Below are 18398 nucleotides of genomic sequence, written 5' to 3'. Positions count from 1 at the left end.
AATAAAAAAAGTGCAAGAAGAATACCCCTATTCTCCTTGCACTTTCTACTATTATCACAGTGATTAAAGCGTTTACAAATTATTTCAAAATAATTAGTAAATCCATTCATTCATTAATTTTGAGTAGTCAACTAATTCTTCTTCCTTAAAGAAAATACCAATCTCGCGCTCTGCACTTTCTAACGAATCAGAACCATGGATAATATTTTTGGCAACAGTTACACCGAAATCTCCACGAATTGTTCCAGGAGCTGCTTCATGTGGTCTTGTTTTACCCATCATGTTACGAGCTGTATCTACTACACCTTCACCTTGCCATACCATTGCGAATACAGGACCAGATGTAATAAAGTCTACTAATTCACCAAAGAAAGGTTTTTCTGTGTGCTCAGCATAGTGTTGTCCAGCGATTTCTGGAGTGACTTGCATTAATTTTGCACCAACTAATTGAAAGCCCTTCTTCTCAAAACGAGCTACAATTTCCCCAATGAAGGCACGTTGTACACCGTCTGGTTTAACCATTAGAAATGTTTTTTCCATAAAAAATCTCTCCACTTCTGAATTATGTATGTAATTGTATATCCCCACACACATATTAACACCCTTATCACAATTGTGCAATAGTTTTGAAATAGAGAGATTATTTTATTTTTTAGAAAAAACACTAAAATTTTCGTTTTCCAATATACTTTGCTACATTTTGTAATGCATACTTTGCTTGTCCACGTGGGAGTGGTTTTATCATTTCTAATGCTTTATGTAAATAACGTTCACTAAACGCAAATGCTTTATCAATAGCAGCACTATTCTTTACAGCTTCAATAATTTCTTTCATTTCGTCCGCTGTTGTATTTTCATGTACAGATCTGATTTTCTTACAAAGGATTGGATCTTCCATAGCATATAAGGCAGGAAGCGTAATGTTTCCTTGCAATAAATCGCCCCCAGCAGGTTTTCCAAGTTTCTCTTCTGTAGAAACGAAGTCTAAAATGTCATCAATAATTTGATACGACATCCCTACGAAATAGCCATACCAAAACAGACGGCTTACCGTATCACGATTAGCGCCAGCAGCAATCGCTCCTAGTTGGCAACTTGCAGCAATTAATAAAGCGGTTTTTCGCTTTATTCTTCTTAAATATGTTCTTAAATTTTGGTCATAGTTATACTTATCTTTAATTTGTTCGATTTCACCTTTACAAACTTCTAAAATGGTATGCGATAGCGCCTGATGCGCCTCTGGAATTTCAATATTCGTTATACATTCAAGAGACTTAGCGAATAAATAGTCCCCTGTATACATTGCAATACGATCTCCCCATTTCGCATTCACAGTTGCACTACCACGTCGTAAAAACGCAGCATCAATAACATCATCGTGAACAAGAGAAGCCATATGAATAAGTTCTAACGCAACAGCTACATGCTTAATTGCATCTAACTTATAATCTCCAAATTTCCCCGCAAGCAACACAAATACAGGACGAATTCGCTTCCCACCAGCTTCAATAAGTTGTAATGCCGCCTCTTCTACTAATGGCTGTTCAGAAGCAACTGTCTTTTTTAATTCTTTTTCTATCACATTAATATCCGATCGTAAAAAAGAGTACATAAGTTGTAACTTCATATTGTTCACCTTAACCTAAAACTTCTTTTTTCTATTTTGATTCTGGTTTCATGCCTAAATGCATCGCTGCTACCCCAAAAGTAAATGGCTTCACTTGCACACGTTCAAGTCCAGCTTTTTCGAACATATTAGCCAATTCTTTCATACCTGGGAATGTACTAGCAGATTCTTGTAGCCATGAATATTCTTTATAACTTTTCGCAAATAACTTTCCAAATAACGGCATGATATATTTAAAGTATAAAATATAACCTTGTCGAAAACCAATCATTGTTGGTTGAGATGTTTCTAAACAAATTACTTTTCCACCTGGTTTTACTACACGCGTCATTTCTTTTAATACGTGCATATAATCCGGTACATTACGTAAACCAAATCCAATCGTTACATAATCAAACGTGTTATCTTCAAATGGAAGTTCCATTGCATTCCCGTGCAGAAGTTCTACTTGTTTTAATTGTAACGCCTCTACCTTTTGCTTACCAACAGATAACATATTTTCGCTGAAGTCTAAACCAACAACCTTGCCCTGTTCACCCACCGCTCCAGCTAGCGCAATTGTCCAGTCCGCTGTTCCGCAACATACATCAAGCGCTTTACTACCTGGTTTTACATCCATAATGCGCATCGTCTCTTTGCGCCACGCTTTATGTCTTTGAAAACTAATTACAGAATTCATCACATCGTATTTATCAGAGATTTTCTCAAATACATCATGTACTCTTTCTTCTTTTGATTGTTGCATGCTCGTACCTTCTTCCAATGTAAAATTGCTTATGTCTTCGATGTATCTCTTAACACAGAGTTTATTTCGCTTATATCTCTGTGATTTTCTAAAAATTGATTTTCTTTCTTCCTAAGTTTCATCATCCATCCATTCATAACTGTTTCTGCACCTGCTTTATCGTTCACAATCCCTTGAACAGCTTGAAAAACAGGTGAATGTTGTTTATTAACATGTAGTTCACATTCTTTTTGGAGACGATTTTTCCCTAGTACATATGTTATAAACGGCTTCCAATGCGCTAAATGAAAATGATCACATGTTTTTTGCAACAGTGCAGACTCAATCATTACTACACTCTCCATTATGTCATCCACCGTTTTATGCGCTTTTTGATATAACATTATTTTGTGTTCATTAATTTCTTTAATTCCTTCAGCAAGCGCACGAATTAAAACAATATCACGATTCATAGACAATAAGTAATAATATAACCCGCTATAGTAATCACCAGCAAGCACTGTTAACTGGCGACGCTTATGCGATTCATTCGCTTCTTCCCCTGCTTTATTTGATACTCTTTCATGTGTATCAAGCGCAATTTGCACAAGCATAATCGTCACTACATAATGCTCAATTTGTTCTATATGTAAATTTGCACCTTTTAAAGCACCATATAACAATGCGATTTTCTCTTCATCAATAAATGGTTCTTCAATATAGTTTATAAAATAAGGATGGCGTAATTTCACCATCAATTTCTCTCTTATACCCGCATACCCTCCGTAGATGTCACACACAAAAATCACCCTTGTTTTCTAATTCATAAAACTTATTATAACACATACACTCTATTTTCTATAACCAAAACTTGGCTACTCTTTCCAAACTTCTACCGAACTACATAACATCTTCTATTCTTTTAAGTAATCTTTCTATTCTCACTCTGCCTCGCTAAAACTATATCATTTATTTACAAAAAAAAAAAAGAAAAGCAGTTTCCCACTTTTCTTTACTTCGTTTTAATAAAAGATAAAATTTCACTACGTGCTGCAGCATCATTTTCTAGCACACCACGTACTGCTGTTGTTACTGTTTTTGCACCTGGCTTTTTCACACCGCGCATCGTCATACACATATGTTCCGCTTCTACTACTACCATTACACCATGCGGCTCTAGTACTTCCATAATAGAGTTCGCTACTGTTGATGTAATACGTTCTTGCAGTTGTGGACGACGTGCAATTGTATCTACAGTACGAGCTAATTTACTTAACCCTGTCACTTTTCCGCCTTGCGGAATATATGCAACGTGAGCAACTCCATAGAATGGAACTAAATGATGCTCACACATCGAATAAAACGGTATATCTTTTACTAGTACAAGCTCCTCATGATCTTCTCCGAACACTTTGTGTAAATGTTCTTTCGGATCTTCATGCATACCTGAGAACACTTCTGCGTACATTTTTGCAACACGCTTTGGTGTATCAAGTACTCCCTCTCGATTAGGATCATCTCCAATTGCCTCTAAAATAAGGCGTACTGCATGTTCAATTTGTTCTAAATTAACTTTTGCCATCCGCTAGCCCTCCCGAAAACCTAAAAGTGATACGAACACATTCTAGCATATTTATGTTTTTAAAAGCAAAAAGAAGAGTTTCCAAAAAGGAAACTCTTCTTCCCTGTTAATATGTAAGGATTATTTAACCGCATCTTTTAACGCTTTACCAGGTTTGAATGCAGGTACTTTACTTGCAGCGATTTCAATCTCCTCACCTGTTTGTGGGTTACGACCTTTACGAGCCGCACGCTCACGAACTTCGAAGTTACCGAATCCGATCAGTTGTACTTTATCACCTTGTTTTAAAGCTTCTAAGATAGAATCAAAAACAGCGTCTACTGCTTTTGTTGCGTCCTTTTTAGAAAGGGAACTTGCTTCTGCAACAGCATTGATTAAATCTGTCTTGTTCATGCCATTCACCTCCTCCCAAAGATAAGACTGTATAATGATCATAAAATGAGTCTTACTTTCATTTGTAGGCAATTTTTGCAAATTCTATACTACAAAGATGTAGATAAATCATTATCAACGCCTATATTATACGATTCTCCTTTATAATTCAATATTTTTAAGGAAATTGTTACTCTTAAAATGTGAAAATCTGATGAAACTTGACAATTTACAACAATATATTAGATAATATCTGTTTATTTTCCTATTCTATATGCGAAAATTAAAAAATCCCTCTACGATGAGAGGGATTTTTTCTTATAATATAATCGCAATTAATCCGCCAGATCCTTCATTAATAATTCTTTCTAGCGTTTCTTTTAATTTATATCTCGCATTTTCTGGCATTAAAGATAGTTTCGCTTGAATGCCTTCCCGAACAATAGAACTCAGTGAACGTCCAAATATATCAGAATTCCAAATTGATAATGGATCATCTTCAAAATCTTGCATTAAGTAACGAACTAGTTCTTCACTTTGTTTTTCCGTACCAATGATTGGCTCAAACGTAGACTCCACATCTACTTTAATCATATGAATAGATGGAGCTACAGCTTTTAATTTCACACCAAATCTTGAACCGTGACGAATAATTTCTGGTTCATCTAAACTCATGTCAGCTAACGCAGGCGCCGCTACACCATATCCTGTTTGTTTGACCATACGCAGAGCATCCGCCACTTGATCGTATTCTATTTTCGCATGAGATAAATCGAGCATAAGCTTCAATAAATGATCTTTCCCTCGAATTTCTACTCCTACTACTTCTTTTAAAATTTGATCATATAATTCATCTGGTGCATATAGATCAATCTCTGCTACGCCTTGCCCCATATCAATGCCAGCTAGGCTCGCTCGATCAATAAATTCATACTGACTAAACTGCCATACGACACGGTCTACATCACGAAGACGTTTTATATCCTTCACAGTCTCTTGAACGGCTTCTTGATAACTTTGGCGTAACCAATGCCCTTCATTTAGTACCATTACCCAGCTCGGAAGGTTCACATTCACTTCTAAAACAGGGAACTCGAATAACGCCTCTCGGAGTACATTGTATACATCTGTTTCCCTTAAACTTTCAACACTCATCGCAATGACTGGGATATCATATTCTTCAGATAAGCTTTGGCGCAATTGCTCTGTATCTGGATGATACGGCTGTACAGTGTTAATGATCATAATGAAAGGTTTTCCAACTTCTTTTAGCTCATTTACGACGCGTTCTTCTGCCTCTATATAATCTCTTCTTGGAATTTCACCAATCGTTCCATCTGTTGTAATGACAACACCAATTGTTGAATGTTCTTGAATTACTTTACGTGTTCCGATTTCTGCAGCTTCATGGAATGGAATAGGCTCTTCATACCAAGGAGTATTAATCATGCGCGGGCCATTCTCATCTTCATAACCTTTTGCTCCTGGAACAGTATATCCGACGCAATCTACTAATCGAATATTCACTTCAAGACCTTCATCTACTTCGATAGAAACCGCTTGGTTTGGAACAAATTTCGGTTCCGTCGTCATAATTGTACGACCAGCAGCACTTTGAGGTAGTTCATCCTGCGCTCTTTGACGGTCAGACTCATTTTCAATATTAGGAATAACTACAAGTTCCATAAACTTTTTAATGAATGTTGATTTCCCTGTTCGAACAGCTCCTACAACTCCAAAATAAATATCACCGCCTGTGCGTTCCGCAATATCTTTAAAAATATCTACCTTTTCCAAGTGATTCCCTCCCTCAATATTTTTGGGAATAATTCCACGTTTATAGTCAACTAATACCTTCTCTAACGTTGCCTATAATATCTGATATAATATAATGATATTCTAGAAGTTCGGACAATATATCATATAATTTTGTCCAATTTCATATGACTATTAAAAAAATACCTTTTGTTTGCATCGCAAGTTGTGTAACATAAAAAACCTTTCTTCTAGAACTTATTCACTAAAAGAAAGGTTCATGACTTATGATTTTAAAAAAATTGGTTCTCCATTCTTTACCGTATACGGTAAAGAATACGCAGGTACAAACGGAGAATCTTTCGAAAGTATATTTCGAATATCTTCCCCCTCCTTAAATTGCCCTTCATTTTTTTTCAACGCTTCATATAAGTCGATTCTATAATCAACATAAATTTCTCCCTGCTCATTAATTACAAAAGGAAGGCCTTTACCAGAATACGGACTTGTCACTTGCGGTACATCTTTATATCCAAGTTTTTTGAAATCTAATTCATACACACCATCTGAAATTACCTTTTTAAAAGGTGGATATTGATGTTCATCTCGATACATCCTAAGCTTTAATGATAATTGCTGAATTTGTTCAGCCATCCTCACATCAATTAACTTTACTGTTGGGTTTGTTTCAACGTCTATTAATACGTATTGATATACTCCCCCGCTTTCATAGGCATTCCCTGGTGCTTCTTGTATGTAACGCGGAGAAATCTTTTGAAAATCGATTGGATATTTTTGATAAATAGGCGTATTCATATCCCGCGTCTTAATTGGCAATATCCCGTCATTTTGCTCCTTAAATGTCGCAACAGCTTTTTGAACGACCTGCAACTGATCTTCATAAGGAACAGCATTTTGTTTCATATTTTCTTTTGGATACAGACACCCTGTTAAAATGCTCATACAACAAAATATTAAAATAATATGGACTTTTTTCACTAGTAATCACCTTTTCATACTAATATAACTCGCTCCGTACCATGCCCTTTACTGCTGCACAGGTCCACTAAATACAACAAGAAAAATAACAATTCCTGACACAATCATGAGGGTGTACGCTACCAATGCTGTAATCCCTTTCAAAACTTTATTCTTTATTTTATATCTGCTTAGTAAAATAAAACTTACTGCAAAAAACATAAATCCAATTGCCCCTAAAGCAAACCACATTTTTATAAGCCCTTCCGACATATACACACCCCTTTTTATTAATCTATTTTTATACTATTTTAACAAATTAAAATCTTTAAACAAATACAAAAAAGAACATTTTACTACAAATCGAGAATATGTAGTTTTAATCAATAGGTTTTTCAGCATTTTCCACCAGTCTAGATAAAAATAAAACCGAAGCAAGCATACCTCTCGCTTCGGTTGACCAAATATGCCCAAAACAGCTCTATTCCCATACTTTCATGGCTATCATATGCAATTTACAAACTCTTTGTTTCTCATATTTTATTTTTTAAACATGTTGCTTAACGAGCCAAAATCTGTCGGCATATTATTGTTAATAATCGCTTTTACAATTTGATCCTCTTGTTCTTTCGGCACCTCACGTCCTGCCATAAGAGCCACTTGATGAATCAATTGACGAAGCACAGTCTCATCACGTAAATTCGCATTTTGTACCGATGATGCTAATTTAAAAATATCTTCTTTATTCACTTTCGCTTCTTTTTCAATGTTATTAAAAATGTTGTTATCCATTCTTTTCACCCTCTCCTCAAGTTACTCTTCATCCTATGCAAAAATAAAAAAATGGTGAAAAGACCCAAAAAAATAAAAAGCGACAGAAGTACAAATGTACTTCTGTCGCTTTTCTTTAAAGTAAGTCAGGTATAGCTTCCACTTCGTGTTTTCGAACACGCCCCATTAATGAGCCTACTGCATCTTTTACATTATTCCCATTGAATAGCACATCATATAAAGCAGCTGTAATCGGCATTTCTACTTCCATTTTTTCTGCCAATTCATGAGCAGCTTTCGTTGTTCTTACACCTTCGACAACCATACCCATACTTTCTAACACTTCTTCTAAAGAGTGTCCTTTTCCAAGCAAATTTCCAGCACGCCAATTTCGGCTATGGACACTTGTACAAGTTACAATTAAGTCTCCCATACCAGTTAGACCAGCAAATGTTAACGGATTTCCACCCATTTTTCTTCCTAAACGAGCAATCTCCGTTAAACCACGCGTCATTAATGCCGCTTTCGCATTATCACCTAATCCAAGACCATCAGTTATCCCAGCAGCTAATGCGATAATATTTTTTAACGCACCACCAAGTTCAACTCCAACGATATCTGGATTTGTGTATACACGGAAGTAACTATTCATAAACAAATCTTGTACTTCCTCAGCCGCTTCCATACGCTTTGCTGCAGACGTAACAGTTGTCGCTTGACGCAGCCCTACTTCTTCAGCATGACTCGGTCCAGACAGTACAACAACATCTTTAATCAAGTCCTCTGGAATTTCTTCCTCAATCACTTCCGAAATACGTTTTGACGTACCAGGTTCAATTCCTTTACTTGCATGAATCCAAGTAGTCGGGCCCGCTACATATTTCTTCATATCTTGCAGTACTTCTCTATACGCTTTCGTTGGTACTACAAGAAGTACTACATTTACATCTACTAATGCTTCTTCTAAAGAAGAGTAGGCTACGATTGTGCTTGGCAATGTAATTCCTGGGAGATATCGACTATTCTCATGTTTTGTATTAATCTCATCCATAAGTTCAGAACGATTTCCCCAAATACGTACATCATGCCCATTGTCAGCTAATACCATCGCTAACGCTGTTCCCCAGCTACCTGCTCCAACTACTGTGATTTTTGTCATAAAATCACATCCTCTCCATTAGTCTCTTGCTCTAGCGATAATGTGAATCGGTGTTCCTACAAAGCCGAATGATTCACGTAAACGATTCTTTAAGAAGCGCTCATATGAGAAGTGCAATAGTTCTGGATCGTTTACAAACACAACAAATGTTGGTGGTTTTACCGCAACTTGTGTTGCATAGAAAATCTTCAGACGACTACCATTATGCGTTGGCGTTGGATTCATCGCTACCGCATCCATAATTACATCATTTAATACGTTCGTTTGAATACGGATACTATGACTTTCATTTACCTCATCGATAACCGGTATTAACGTTTGTGTACGTTTTCTCGTTTTTGCAGATAAGAATACAATCGGTGCGTACTCTAAAAATTGGAAATGAGCACGGATGTTTTCTTCAAATGCTTTCATTGTTTTCTCGTCTTTTTTCACTGCGTCCCATTTGTTTACAACGATCACGACAGCTCGCCCTGAATCATGAGCGTATCCAGCGATTTTTTTATCTTGTTCAATAATTCCTTCTTCACCGTCTAAAACGACTAAAACAACGTCAGAACGTTCAATCGCTCTTAGTGCACGAAGTACACTATACTTTTCTGTACTTTCATACACTTTCCCTTTTTTACGCATACCAGCTGTATCGATAATTACATAATCTTTTCCATCTTTACTATATGGTGTATCGACAGCATCACGAGTTGTTCCTGCTACATTACTAACAATTACACGCTCTTGACCAAGAAGAGCATTTACAAGTGATGATTTCCCTACGTTTGGACGTCCAATTAAAGAGAAACGAATTGTATCTTCATCATATCCGTCTTCTTCAATCTTTGGAAAATGCTGTGCAGCTTCGTCTAATAAGTCACCTAATCCTAATCCGTGTGTACCTGAAATTGGGAATGGCTCACCAAATCCTAATGCATAGAAATCATAAATGTCACTGCGCATTTCCGGATTGTCCACTTTATTTACTGCAAGTACAACCGGTTTATTTGAACGATATAATATTTTCGCAACTTCTTCATCAGCTGCTGTTACACCGTCACGACCATTTGTCATAAAAATGATAACATCCGCTTCATCAATTGCCACTTCAGCTTGTTGACGAATTTGTGTCAAAAATGGCTCGTCTCCAATATCAATTCCACCTGTATCAATAATGTTAAATTCATGATTTAACCATTCTCCAGCGCTATAAATACGATCGCGCGTTACACCTGGAATATCTTCTACGATTGAAACTCTCTCTCCAACAATTCTATTGAAAATAGTAGATTTCCCTACGTTCGGGCGGCCTACTATTGCTATTACTGGTTTCGGCATATACTTTCATCCTTTCAACTTGCTTCTGTTTATTATGTAAAAAACCCTTCTTTGTGCAAGAAGGGATTTGCATTCCAGAATATTTCTCAGCGTATCAAAACACCTCACATTATAACACACGTTGCTAATGTTTCACAATAATATATACATTCTCTTGTAAGCGATGCGCAATGCCATCTAGAATTGCCTCTAAATTATTTGCAACAAATTCTAACTCCTCTGTCGATTCACAAGTAAACAGAGGGGCACCACCAGCAAATTTCTCCGGAGTCGTTGTAATAACTGCAAGAATTACACTTTCTAACATCATCTCTTATCTCCCCTTCCTTTCGGGGCTTCCGATGACATATGAACAGCGCTTTCTAACGTCGGCACGTTCCCTATGACACCTATTGCTTTCTCCACATCTTGATCTTGTGGTAAGACAAAGATTCCAACCCTGCCATCCTCTAGATCACGCTTTGCTAGCGGCGCAAGTGCCGGCGTACCAGAATCTCTATAAATCCCTAAAGCAACAGAAACATCATGTAAAATAGCTTGTCGTTGTCCTAAGTTAGAGATTGTCACCATCGCATCAATTGATTTCGGTCTTAAAATAAAACCCATTCCATACTTCATAATTTCCTCTTGTCTTGCTGGCAATCCAATATTCATAATGTAAATATTATCAATATATAGCCCCGCTCCTTCAAAACGAAGTGGAACATGCTCGATATCAACAAGATCATGCAACCTCTTACCAGACATTAATGTTTTCGCGATAAAAAATGCGATGATAGCCATAACGACTCCAGCAATCCATGAACGGAACCCTATATAAGCAAACGTCGTTACAAACGACGTTAACATCGCCAAATAGTTGCGACTTTCAAAAACTAATGCAATTCCTTCAATATATGTATTCCCACGTGGTACAAGCTCATAACCATCTAATTGTTGCAATGTATTTCTTTCCATATTACGCACATCACGAAACTGTGTTGCTGCTAACGTAAGAAACGTAATGGCAGAAAAATCTTTTTTCAATATAGACGGAATTGCAATCGCTCCTAAAGCCGCCGCAATTAACCCCATCGCAATATGAATAATTTTCCCGTGGAGCCTCGTCGGATATTGCCGCGTATCTGTCCGGAGCATTAACACTCTCGTTACTGTCCCCGCTATTACGCCACATAAAATGGCCGGTGTATATTCAATCATGTATTACCCTCGCCTTTCTTTTACGTGTTTTTCTCTTGAACTGTTCCATATATACTGATGCTTTCGCAATCCAAAACAAAATTGCCATAAAAAATGTAGAAACGGCGACGCTATCAAAAAACGCTAAACTACCGTAATCGTAAGGAAAATGCAGTTTCCGAAAAATAATCGTCACAAACAATTCTCCCTGTAACATCCCTATATAAAGAGAACATAGTCGTAATATGCGATCCTCATGTAATAAAACGGATGCATATACAAGAGCACTACTTAACAAAAACAACCTGTCCACCACAATCCAAATTGGATCATATACTTCTAACAAATGAAAACTTGTATATAACATTGCAATAATAAGTGCCGAAAGTAAGCTATATAATTTTTTCCAAATAGAATAGAGCGTGAGTCCTATAAAAGCTATACCAGAAAGTAAAAGTGCATTTACTGATACCGTGAATGAAGCAATCGTTACATGTAACGGAGAACAAATAATAAAAATCAATATACAGGCGCTTATCTTCCACCGAATAGAGTCCTTTTTCATAAAAAATGTTACGACAATCCACCCTATCCAAGCTACAAAATAAAAAGTACTCCCTTCCATCATTTCACCTCCTATGTTTTCCATTATGGGAACTTTTTATGAAAGTTAATCCACTTTCTTCGCGCATAGTTTTTTCATATAACAGCAACACTTTTAATAAGGAGGTGCTATTCATTATGGGTAAAGATCGTCAAGAACGAAAACTAAGAGAATCTCGCCGCGTTGAATCTGACCGCGACCAATCACTACAATATCCAGGGGCAACTGGACTAGATACACCAGAACAAGCTCGAAAACAAAATCAGCACTAGTGAATACAAAAAGACGGTTTCGATATTGTACGAAACCGTCTTTCATATATCCCTCATAATTTTTATTTATATCAAAATAATATTTCACCTGCGAATCTTTCTACAATTTATTTTTTACCCTTCCCTTTTCCCTTAGCAAAATTAAACCTTATTCAAGAATTCAATTACACACTATCTACATTTTTCAGTCGAATTTTTTATAATTAAATACTCATATATATAGATAATTTTATTTTTATAGAATATTAATTATATCCCTCGCCTTATATTACTAAAACGAATAGAACACAAAAAAATCAACCAAACGGTTGATTTTTTATCTTCTACTATAATGCGTCGTATCAATTCCACGCTGCGTTAACCAATGATACGTTTCGCCCTTTACAACAAGAGGAACAGACTGTAACTCTTCTATCGTCTTCGCGCCAAGAGCTGTCATAATAAATTTCAAGTCTGCATGTAATAGATCAATTTCATCCACTAACTTCTCGATGCCATCTTGCATTAAAATGCGTAAAAAGTATCCAGCAAAAGCAGTTGTATTCGCCCCTAATGCGATTGCTTTCGCTACGTCAAGCGCTGTTTGTATACCCCCAGATGCAATAAAAGAGAGGTTATTATTTGTAGAGGTTGCTTCAATAATCGAGGTAGCTGTTTGTATGCCCCAGTTATTAAAATAAGAAAGCATTCGCTGTCTTCTTTCATTTTCAACAGCAGCAAAATTCGTACCACCTTGTCCGCCAATATCAATTGCCGTTACACCTACGCTCGCTAACTGTTGCATTGTTTCCTTACTCATCCCAAATCCAACTTCTTTTACAATGACAGGAACTTTACTATTTAAAACAATTTTCTCAATACGCTGAAGTACACCAGTAAAGTCACGGTCTCCTTCTGGCATCGTTAACTCTTGTATGACATTTAAATGAATTTGCAATGCATTCGCTTCAACCATATCAACAGCACGCTCTGCCTGTTCAACAGTTGCCTCACTACCTAAATTAGCAAAGAAAATACCATTTGGATTTACCTTTCTAATAATCTTATAAGAAGCAGCCTCACTTTCATCTTTTAACGCTGCCATTTGCGATCCTACAGCCATAGCAAGGTTATGATGTTTCGCTACATATGCTAATTGCTCATTAATATGTAACGTTTTCTCTCCTCCACCACCAGTCATCGCATTGATAAAAATCGGCGAACTTAGTGAAAGTTCGCCGATTTTTGTTTCACATGTTATTGTGTCATAATTTGAATTTGGCAAGCTTTGATGCACAAAATCAATATCATGAAAGCCATGCGTACGAGACTGACCAGTAGAAAGAGCGTATTCAATATGATCTAATTTACGTTTTGCCCTTACCACTTGTACCCCTCTTTATTTTTTTAATTTTTTCAGTTGTTCACCAATAATGTCACTTAATTGGAAAGTAGCAGAATCAGCATTCGGTTCATACTGACTATAATCTTCAGTTACATTATTTTCCTCAAGCGCTTCTTTTATACTTAAAGAAATACGTTTCTCTGCTACATGCACTTCAAGCACTTTCACTTTTACTTCTTGTCCCATTTCCAATACTTCATTTGGATTTTTCACGTGACGATTTGCAATTTGAGATACATGCACAAGACCTTCAACGCCCGGTAAAATTTCAACGAATGCACCGAATGTAACAAGACGTTTTACTACTCCTTCACGAATATCTCCAGCTTTTACTTCGCCACCAACATTTTCCCAAGGTCCCGGTTGAGCTGCTTTAATTGATAAAGAAATACGTTGTGTGTCAGCATCAACAGATAATACCTTTACTTTTACCTTTTGACCTTGCTCTAATACTTCAGAAGGTTGCTCTACACGTTCGTGTGAAATTTGTGAAATATGAACTAAACCGTCCACACCACCAACATTAACGAAAGCACCAAAATCCGTTAGTCGTTGTACTGTCCCTTCAACAACGTCGCCTTCTTTTAATGAAGAAATTGCTTCTTTCTTCTTAGAATCTAGTTCTAATTCTACTACCGCTTTATGCGAAAGGATTACACGATTTTTTTCACGGTCCAATTCAACAATTTTCACGGCTAATGTTTTGCCTTTATAGTCAGTAAAATCTTCTACATAATGTACTTCTACAAGTGAAGCTGGTATAAAGCCACGAACACCAAGGTCCACAACTAATCCACCATTCACGATATCTTTTACGGTAACATCAAATACGTGACCAGAAGTAAATTTCTCTTGTAATTCTACCCATGCTTTTTCTGCATCAACAGCACGTTTAGATAATACAAGATCATCCTCTTCTAACTTAATAACCTTTAATTCTAGGATTTGATCTAATTCTACAACATCGCTTGCTTTTTCAATATGAACGTTAGCTAATTCACTAATTGGAATTACGCCATCTGTTTTGTATCCAACATTTACAAGCACTTGTTTCTCTTCAACTTTCGTTACAGTACCTGTAACAACGTCACCAACTTGTAATTCTTTTGAATCCATAACTTCTTCATTCATTTTCTCTACCATGGAAATACCTCCCTACAGAATTGACAAAGCATTTTTTATGTATATACGAAATGAAAACAATTGTTTTCATTTGCATGTTTAAGAATTTATCATCACATACGTAAGCTTCATACATTTCACTAGAAAATATATTAAACCTATATAAATAGTATACAGCAAAATCATGTTGAAGAAAGTATGTTTTGAAATATAATAGCGAATATATTCTGACAGTTTTATTCCTCTTTAACTAACTTCTTATAAATCCGGTCATTTGTCAAGGAAAGAGACTCACAATTCACGTATCCTTTACATTTTTATATAAACAAAAAAGAAAGAGGCTACCCCCTTTCTTTATTTCGCAAACACTCCCGAAACAATACCCATAATTTTTTGGACAACTTCTTCAATTGATAAAGAAGTTGTATCTAATTCCAATGCATCATCAGCTTTTTTTAGAGGAGAAACTTCGCGTTCTGAATCTAATTTATCACGCTGAGCAATTTCTTCTTTTAACTGCTCTAAATTAGAATCGAAACCTTTATTCATATTTTCTAAATGTCTTCTTTCTGCTCTTTCTTCAACAGAAGCAAGCATAAAGATCTTCACTTCAGCATCTGGTAACACATGTGTACCAATATCACGACCATCCATTACAACGCCGCCTTTTTCCGCTAACTCTTGTTGACGGCGTACCATTTCTTCACGAACAAGGCGATGTTTCGCCACAATCGATACTCGATTCGTTACCTCAGGTGTACGAATGACTTCAGAAACATCTTGTCCATTTAAAAATACAAGTTGTGTATTTTCTCCTTGCTGAAACTCGATTTTCACATTTTTTACAACTTCCATTAACTGCTCTTCATTTTCAATATCCACTTTTTGCTCAAGGGCTGCGTATGTAATCGTACGATACATTGCGCCTGTATCAATATAAACGTAAGAAAGCTTCTTCGCTACAACTTTCGCAACTGTACTTTTTCCAGCAGCTGCTGGACCATCTATAGCAATTGAAATTCGTTTATCCATTGTAACACCTCATTTTTTCACTTATAAAACAAAACGAAAAGCAGGTATTCTCCTGCTTCTTCTCATTTGCTTCACGTCATTAAATCCTCAATTATTGTAGCATAATCCTTCATAGAAGAAAATGAAAACTACCTATTCACCTGTAAGATTTCTGCTTTGTTTTTTACCATGACACCTTCATAATAAACAATTTTAGATAAATATTTCACTGATGACTTATGTATAAATAACAATTGCACAACAGAAAGACAAATGAATTGTATTATTAATATACGAATAAGCATTCTCTCCATCTTTTTCAACGTAATGGCTCCCTCCTATACTGTATTTGCACATTTCGTTTCGTAATTTTATACATCGTACATATAGCATTTCATTTTATTGTCATTTTCGAGGCATACTTTTATACATTTCCATTGTCGAATTTACTCAAAACATGTTATGTTCTAAATGTATTTTTTACTTGAAAGGGGTATAAGCATTGAAAAGAATCCTAGTTTTACACACAGGTGGAACAATTGCAATGGAGGAAGATAAAGAAACTGGGGTCGTACAACCAGGTGAAAAAAATCCTCTTTTAAAATTCATTCCTGATTTAGAAGGCGATGTTGATTTAATCGTTGAAGATGTGTTCCATCTACCATCTCCTCATATGACACCGAGCGAAATGTTACAATTACAAGTCATCATTGATGAAAGAGTAAAACAAGACAACATTCATGGCGTAGTCATTACGCATGGTACGGATACATTAGAAGAAACAGCCTATTTCTTAGATTTAACAGTACAAGCAACTATTCCGATCGTTGTAACAGGTGCAATGCGCTCTAGCAATGAATTAGGTGCTGATGGTCTATATAACTTCTTATCCGCTGTAAAAGTCGCTAGCAGTAGTGAAGCTGCCGAAAAAGGCGTTTTAGTCGTATTAAACGACGAAATTCATTGCGCTACAAACGTAACGAAAACACATACAAGTAATGTAGCAACATTCCAAAGTCCACAGTATGGACCAATCGGTATGGTAACAAAACGTGGTGTTGTATTCCACCATGCTTTAGTACATCACGAAACATATTCAGTAAATAAGGTTTCTAAAAATGTAGTCGTTCTAAAAGCGTACGCTGGTATGGACGATACATTGTTAGCAGCAATTGAAAATCTTCCAGTAGACGGGATTGTTATTGAAGCGCTTGGACAAGGTAATTTACCTCCAAGAACACTTCCTAGTCTAGAACGGCTAATAAATAAAGGAATTCCTGTCGTATTAGTTTCTCGCTGTTTCAATGGGATCGTTCAAGATGTATATTCATATGAAGGTGGCGGCAAACAATTAAAAGATATGGGTATTGTATTCACATACGGTTTAAACGCTCAAAAAGCACGTATTAAATTATTAGTTGCATTAGAGAATACAACTTCTCATGAAGCAATCCAAAACATGTTTATGCACGATTAAAAAAGAAGCTGTCGAAGTTTATTCCGACAGCTTCTTTTTATATTTCTCTTGTTGCAATGGTTTGCGCAATCGCATCCCCATGAAATCGACCGTTCTCAATAAATATTTCATTTGCATTATTTCCAGCAGCAATTACACCTGCAATGAAAATATTTGCAGCGTTCGTTTCCATCGTATCCTCTGCATAAATTGGACGTCCTGTCGCTTCATCAATCCGAACACCCATCTTTGTTAAGAAACTATGATCAGGATGGTAACCAGTCATCGCAAATACAAAATCATTTTGGATTGTATATGCTTCGCCATCAACTGTATACGTTAATGTATGTTCAGTAATTTCTTTCACATGAGCCCCGAAATGCATGTGAATTGTACCATTTCGGACTAACGCCTCAAACTCTGGCAAAATCCAAGGCTTTATGCTTGGTGAATACTCACTTCCGCGATATAGTACCGTTACACGCGCACCAGCTTTCACAAGCTCTAACGCGGCATCTACACTCGAGTTTTTCCCACCTATAACGACTACATCTCGATCAAAATAAGGATGTCCTTCTTTAAAATAGTGAGCTACCTTCTTCAATTCCTCACCTGGAACGTTCATATAATTTGGATTGTCATAATATCCAGTTGCTACAACAATATATTTCGCTATATACATTTCTTTACTTCCGTCACGCTTTGTCGTTTCAACCTGAAAAACTTCTCCATCTTTTTGAACTTTCTCTACTCGTTCAAAAGCATTTACACGTACAGATTTACGCTTTACTACTTCACGATAATACGCAAGCGCTTGATTTCGAACAGGCTTACGATTTTCTGTAATAAAAGCTACATCACCAATTTCTAATTTTTCACTAGAAGAGAAAAATGTTTGATGGGTTGGATAATTATAAATCGCATTTACAATGTTTCCTTTTTCAATTACTAACGGATTTATCCCTACCTTTTGCAACGAAATTGCTGCTGCTAATCCGCACGGACCGCCTCCAATTATGATAGCTGTTTCTTTCTGCATACTCGGTTCACTCCTAGTCTTCTACCAATACACT

The 18398-nt window shown here is 36.4% G+C and carries 22 protein-coding genes; 2 read left to right on the top strand and 20 right to left on the bottom strand.

The annotated features are described in order from the left end of the window. Positions 1-93: 93 nt before the first annotated feature. The 15 genes from ndk to NLJ82_RS07775 all read right to left on the bottom strand — a co-directional run bounded on the left by ndk (position 94) and on the right by NLJ82_RS07775 (position 12101). Positions 94-540 (bottom strand): nucleoside-diphosphate kinase, encoded by a 447-nt coding sequence (gene ndk / locus NLJ82_RS07845; protein ID WP_000415887.1) that lies wholly within the window; start codon positions 538-540, stop codon positions 94-96. A 124-nt stretch (positions 541-664) separates the two neighbouring features. Further along, positions 665-1627 (bottom strand): heptaprenyl diphosphate synthase component II, encoded by a 963-nt coding sequence (gene hepT, locus NLJ82_RS07840; RefSeq protein WP_000776082.1) that lies wholly within the window; start codon positions 1625-1627, stop codon positions 665-667. Positions 1628-1658: 31 nt separating this feature from the next. Beyond that, on the bottom strand, positions 1659-2372 hold the full coding sequence (gene menG, locus NLJ82_RS07835; protein WP_001187667.1) for a 2-heptaprenyl-1,4-naphthoquinone methyltransferase: 714 nt from the start codon (positions 2370-2372) through the stop codon (positions 1659-1661). 29 nt (positions 2373-2401) lie between these two features. Continuing rightward, entirely contained in the window at positions 2402-3151 is a 750-nt protein-coding gene (locus NLJ82_RS07830; RefSeq protein ID WP_041185168.1) for a heptaprenyl diphosphate synthase component 1, read from the bottom strand. Positions 3152-3363: 212 nt separating this feature from the next. Beyond that, positions 3364-3933, bottom strand: coding sequence for a GTP cyclohydrolase I FolE (gene folE, locus NLJ82_RS07825; protein WP_001151482.1), 570 nt, complete (start codon positions 3931-3933; stop codon positions 3364-3366). Between the two features lie 120 nt (positions 3934-4053). Beyond that, positions 4054-4326, bottom strand: coding sequence for an HU family DNA-binding protein (locus tag NLJ82_RS07820; RefSeq protein ID WP_001043860.1), 273 nt, complete (start codon positions 4324-4326; stop codon positions 4054-4056). A gap of 297 nt (positions 4327-4623) precedes the next feature. Then, complete coding sequence (gene spoIVA / locus NLJ82_RS07815; protein WP_000416519.1) at positions 4624-6102, bottom strand: stage IV sporulation protein A; 1479 nt, start codon at positions 6100-6102, stop codon at positions 4624-4626. 243 nt (positions 6103-6345) lie between these two features. Next, positions 6346-7059 (bottom strand): YphF family lipoprotein, encoded by a 714-nt coding sequence (locus tag NLJ82_RS07810; RefSeq protein ID WP_000755471.1) that lies wholly within the window; start codon positions 7057-7059, stop codon positions 6346-6348. A gap of 48 nt (positions 7060-7107) precedes the next feature. Beyond that, positions 7108-7311 (bottom strand): DUF2768 domain-containing protein, encoded by a 204-nt coding sequence (locus NLJ82_RS07805; RefSeq protein WP_001288998.1) that lies wholly within the window; start codon positions 7309-7311, stop codon positions 7108-7110. Positions 7312-7578: 267 nt separating this feature from the next. Then, the gene (locus NLJ82_RS07800; RefSeq protein ID WP_000369755.1) at positions 7579-7830 is read right to left on the bottom strand and encodes a stage VI sporulation protein F; all 252 of its coding nucleotides are present in this window, start codon (positions 7828-7830) and stop codon (positions 7579-7581) included. 115 nt (positions 7831-7945) lie between these two features. Next, entirely contained in the window at positions 7946-8968 is a 1023-nt protein-coding gene (locus NLJ82_RS07795) for an NAD(P)H-dependent glycerol-3-phosphate dehydrogenase (protein WP_000161775.1), read from the bottom strand. Positions 8969-8986: 18 nt separating this feature from the next. Further along, positions 8987-10297, bottom strand: coding sequence for a ribosome biogenesis GTPase Der (gene der, locus NLJ82_RS07790; protein ID WP_001125893.1), 1311 nt, complete (start codon positions 10295-10297; stop codon positions 8987-8989). A gap of 124 nt (positions 10298-10421) precedes the next feature. Further along, entirely contained in the window at positions 10422-10607 is a 186-nt protein-coding gene (locus NLJ82_RS07785; protein WP_000979054.1) for a capping complex subunit for YIEGIA, read from the bottom strand. Continuing rightward, positions 10604-11497 carry a YIEGIA family protein gene (locus NLJ82_RS07780; RefSeq protein WP_000575282.1) on the bottom strand — a complete coding sequence of 298 codons (894 nt, stop codon included), beginning with the start codon at positions 11495-11497 and terminating at the stop codon, positions 10604-10606. Before NLJ82_RS07780 ends, NLJ82_RS07785 begins: the two co-directional genes overlap by 4 nt. Beyond that, positions 11490-12101 (bottom strand): YphA family membrane protein, encoded by a 612-nt coding sequence (locus NLJ82_RS07775; protein ID WP_000399225.1) that lies wholly within the window; start codon positions 12099-12101, stop codon positions 11490-11492. Before NLJ82_RS07775 ends, NLJ82_RS07780 begins: the two co-directional genes overlap by 8 nt. 116 nt (positions 12102-12217) lie before the next feature. Between NLJ82_RS07775 and NLJ82_RS07770 the strand changes: the two genes are divergently transcribed. Next, positions 12218-12352 carry a YpzI family protein gene (locus NLJ82_RS07770; protein WP_000513900.1) on the top strand — a complete coding sequence of 45 codons (135 nt, stop codon included), beginning with the start codon at positions 12218-12220 and terminating at the stop codon, positions 12350-12352. A gap of 316 nt (positions 12353-12668) precedes the next feature. On the opposite strand, the gene NLJ82_RS07765 is transcribed toward NLJ82_RS07770, so the two are convergent. From NLJ82_RS07765 to NLJ82_RS07750, 4 genes are all read right to left on the bottom strand, one after another. Beyond that, the gene (locus NLJ82_RS07765; RefSeq protein ID WP_000251033.1) at positions 12669-13718 is read right to left on the bottom strand and encodes a type 2 isopentenyl-diphosphate Delta-isomerase; all 1050 of its coding nucleotides are present in this window, start codon (positions 13716-13718) and stop codon (positions 12669-12671) included. A gap of 12 nt (positions 13719-13730) precedes the next feature. Further along, positions 13731-14879, bottom strand: a complete 1149-nt coding sequence (rpsA, locus tag NLJ82_RS07760; protein ID WP_000229576.1) for a 30S ribosomal protein S1 — start codon at positions 14877-14879, stop codon at positions 13731-13733. 333 nt (positions 14880-15212) lie between these two features. Beyond that, positions 15213-15890 (bottom strand): (d)CMP kinase, encoded by a 678-nt coding sequence (gene cmk, locus NLJ82_RS07755; RefSeq protein ID WP_000361264.1) that lies wholly within the window; start codon positions 15888-15890, stop codon positions 15213-15215. A gap of 128 nt (positions 15891-16018) precedes the next feature. Then, on the bottom strand, positions 16019-16192 hold the full coding sequence (locus NLJ82_RS07750) for a YpfB family protein (RefSeq protein WP_000738061.1): 174 nt from the start codon (positions 16190-16192) through the stop codon (positions 16019-16021). Between the two features lie 179 nt (positions 16193-16371). Between NLJ82_RS07750 and ansA the strand changes: the two genes are divergently transcribed. After that, positions 16372-17346, top strand: a complete 975-nt coding sequence (ansA, locus tag NLJ82_RS07745) for an asparaginase (protein WP_000822020.1) — start codon at positions 16372-16374, stop codon at positions 17344-17346. Positions 17347-17383: 37 nt separating this feature from the next. Here the strand turns inward: ansA and NLJ82_RS07740 are convergent, their stop codons facing one another. Beyond that, positions 17384-18364, bottom strand: a complete 981-nt coding sequence (locus NLJ82_RS07740; protein WP_001168493.1) for a YpdA family putative bacillithiol disulfide reductase — start codon at positions 18362-18364, stop codon at positions 17384-17386. Positions 18365-18398 lie beyond the last annotated feature (34 nt).

The sequence above is a fragment of the Bacillus paranthracis genome (assembly GCF_024296885.1).
GTDB lineage: Bacteria > Bacillota > Bacilli > Bacillales > Bacillaceae_G > Bacillus_A > Bacillus_A paranthracis.
This window is presented reverse-complemented; position numbering and strand designations above follow the sequence as displayed.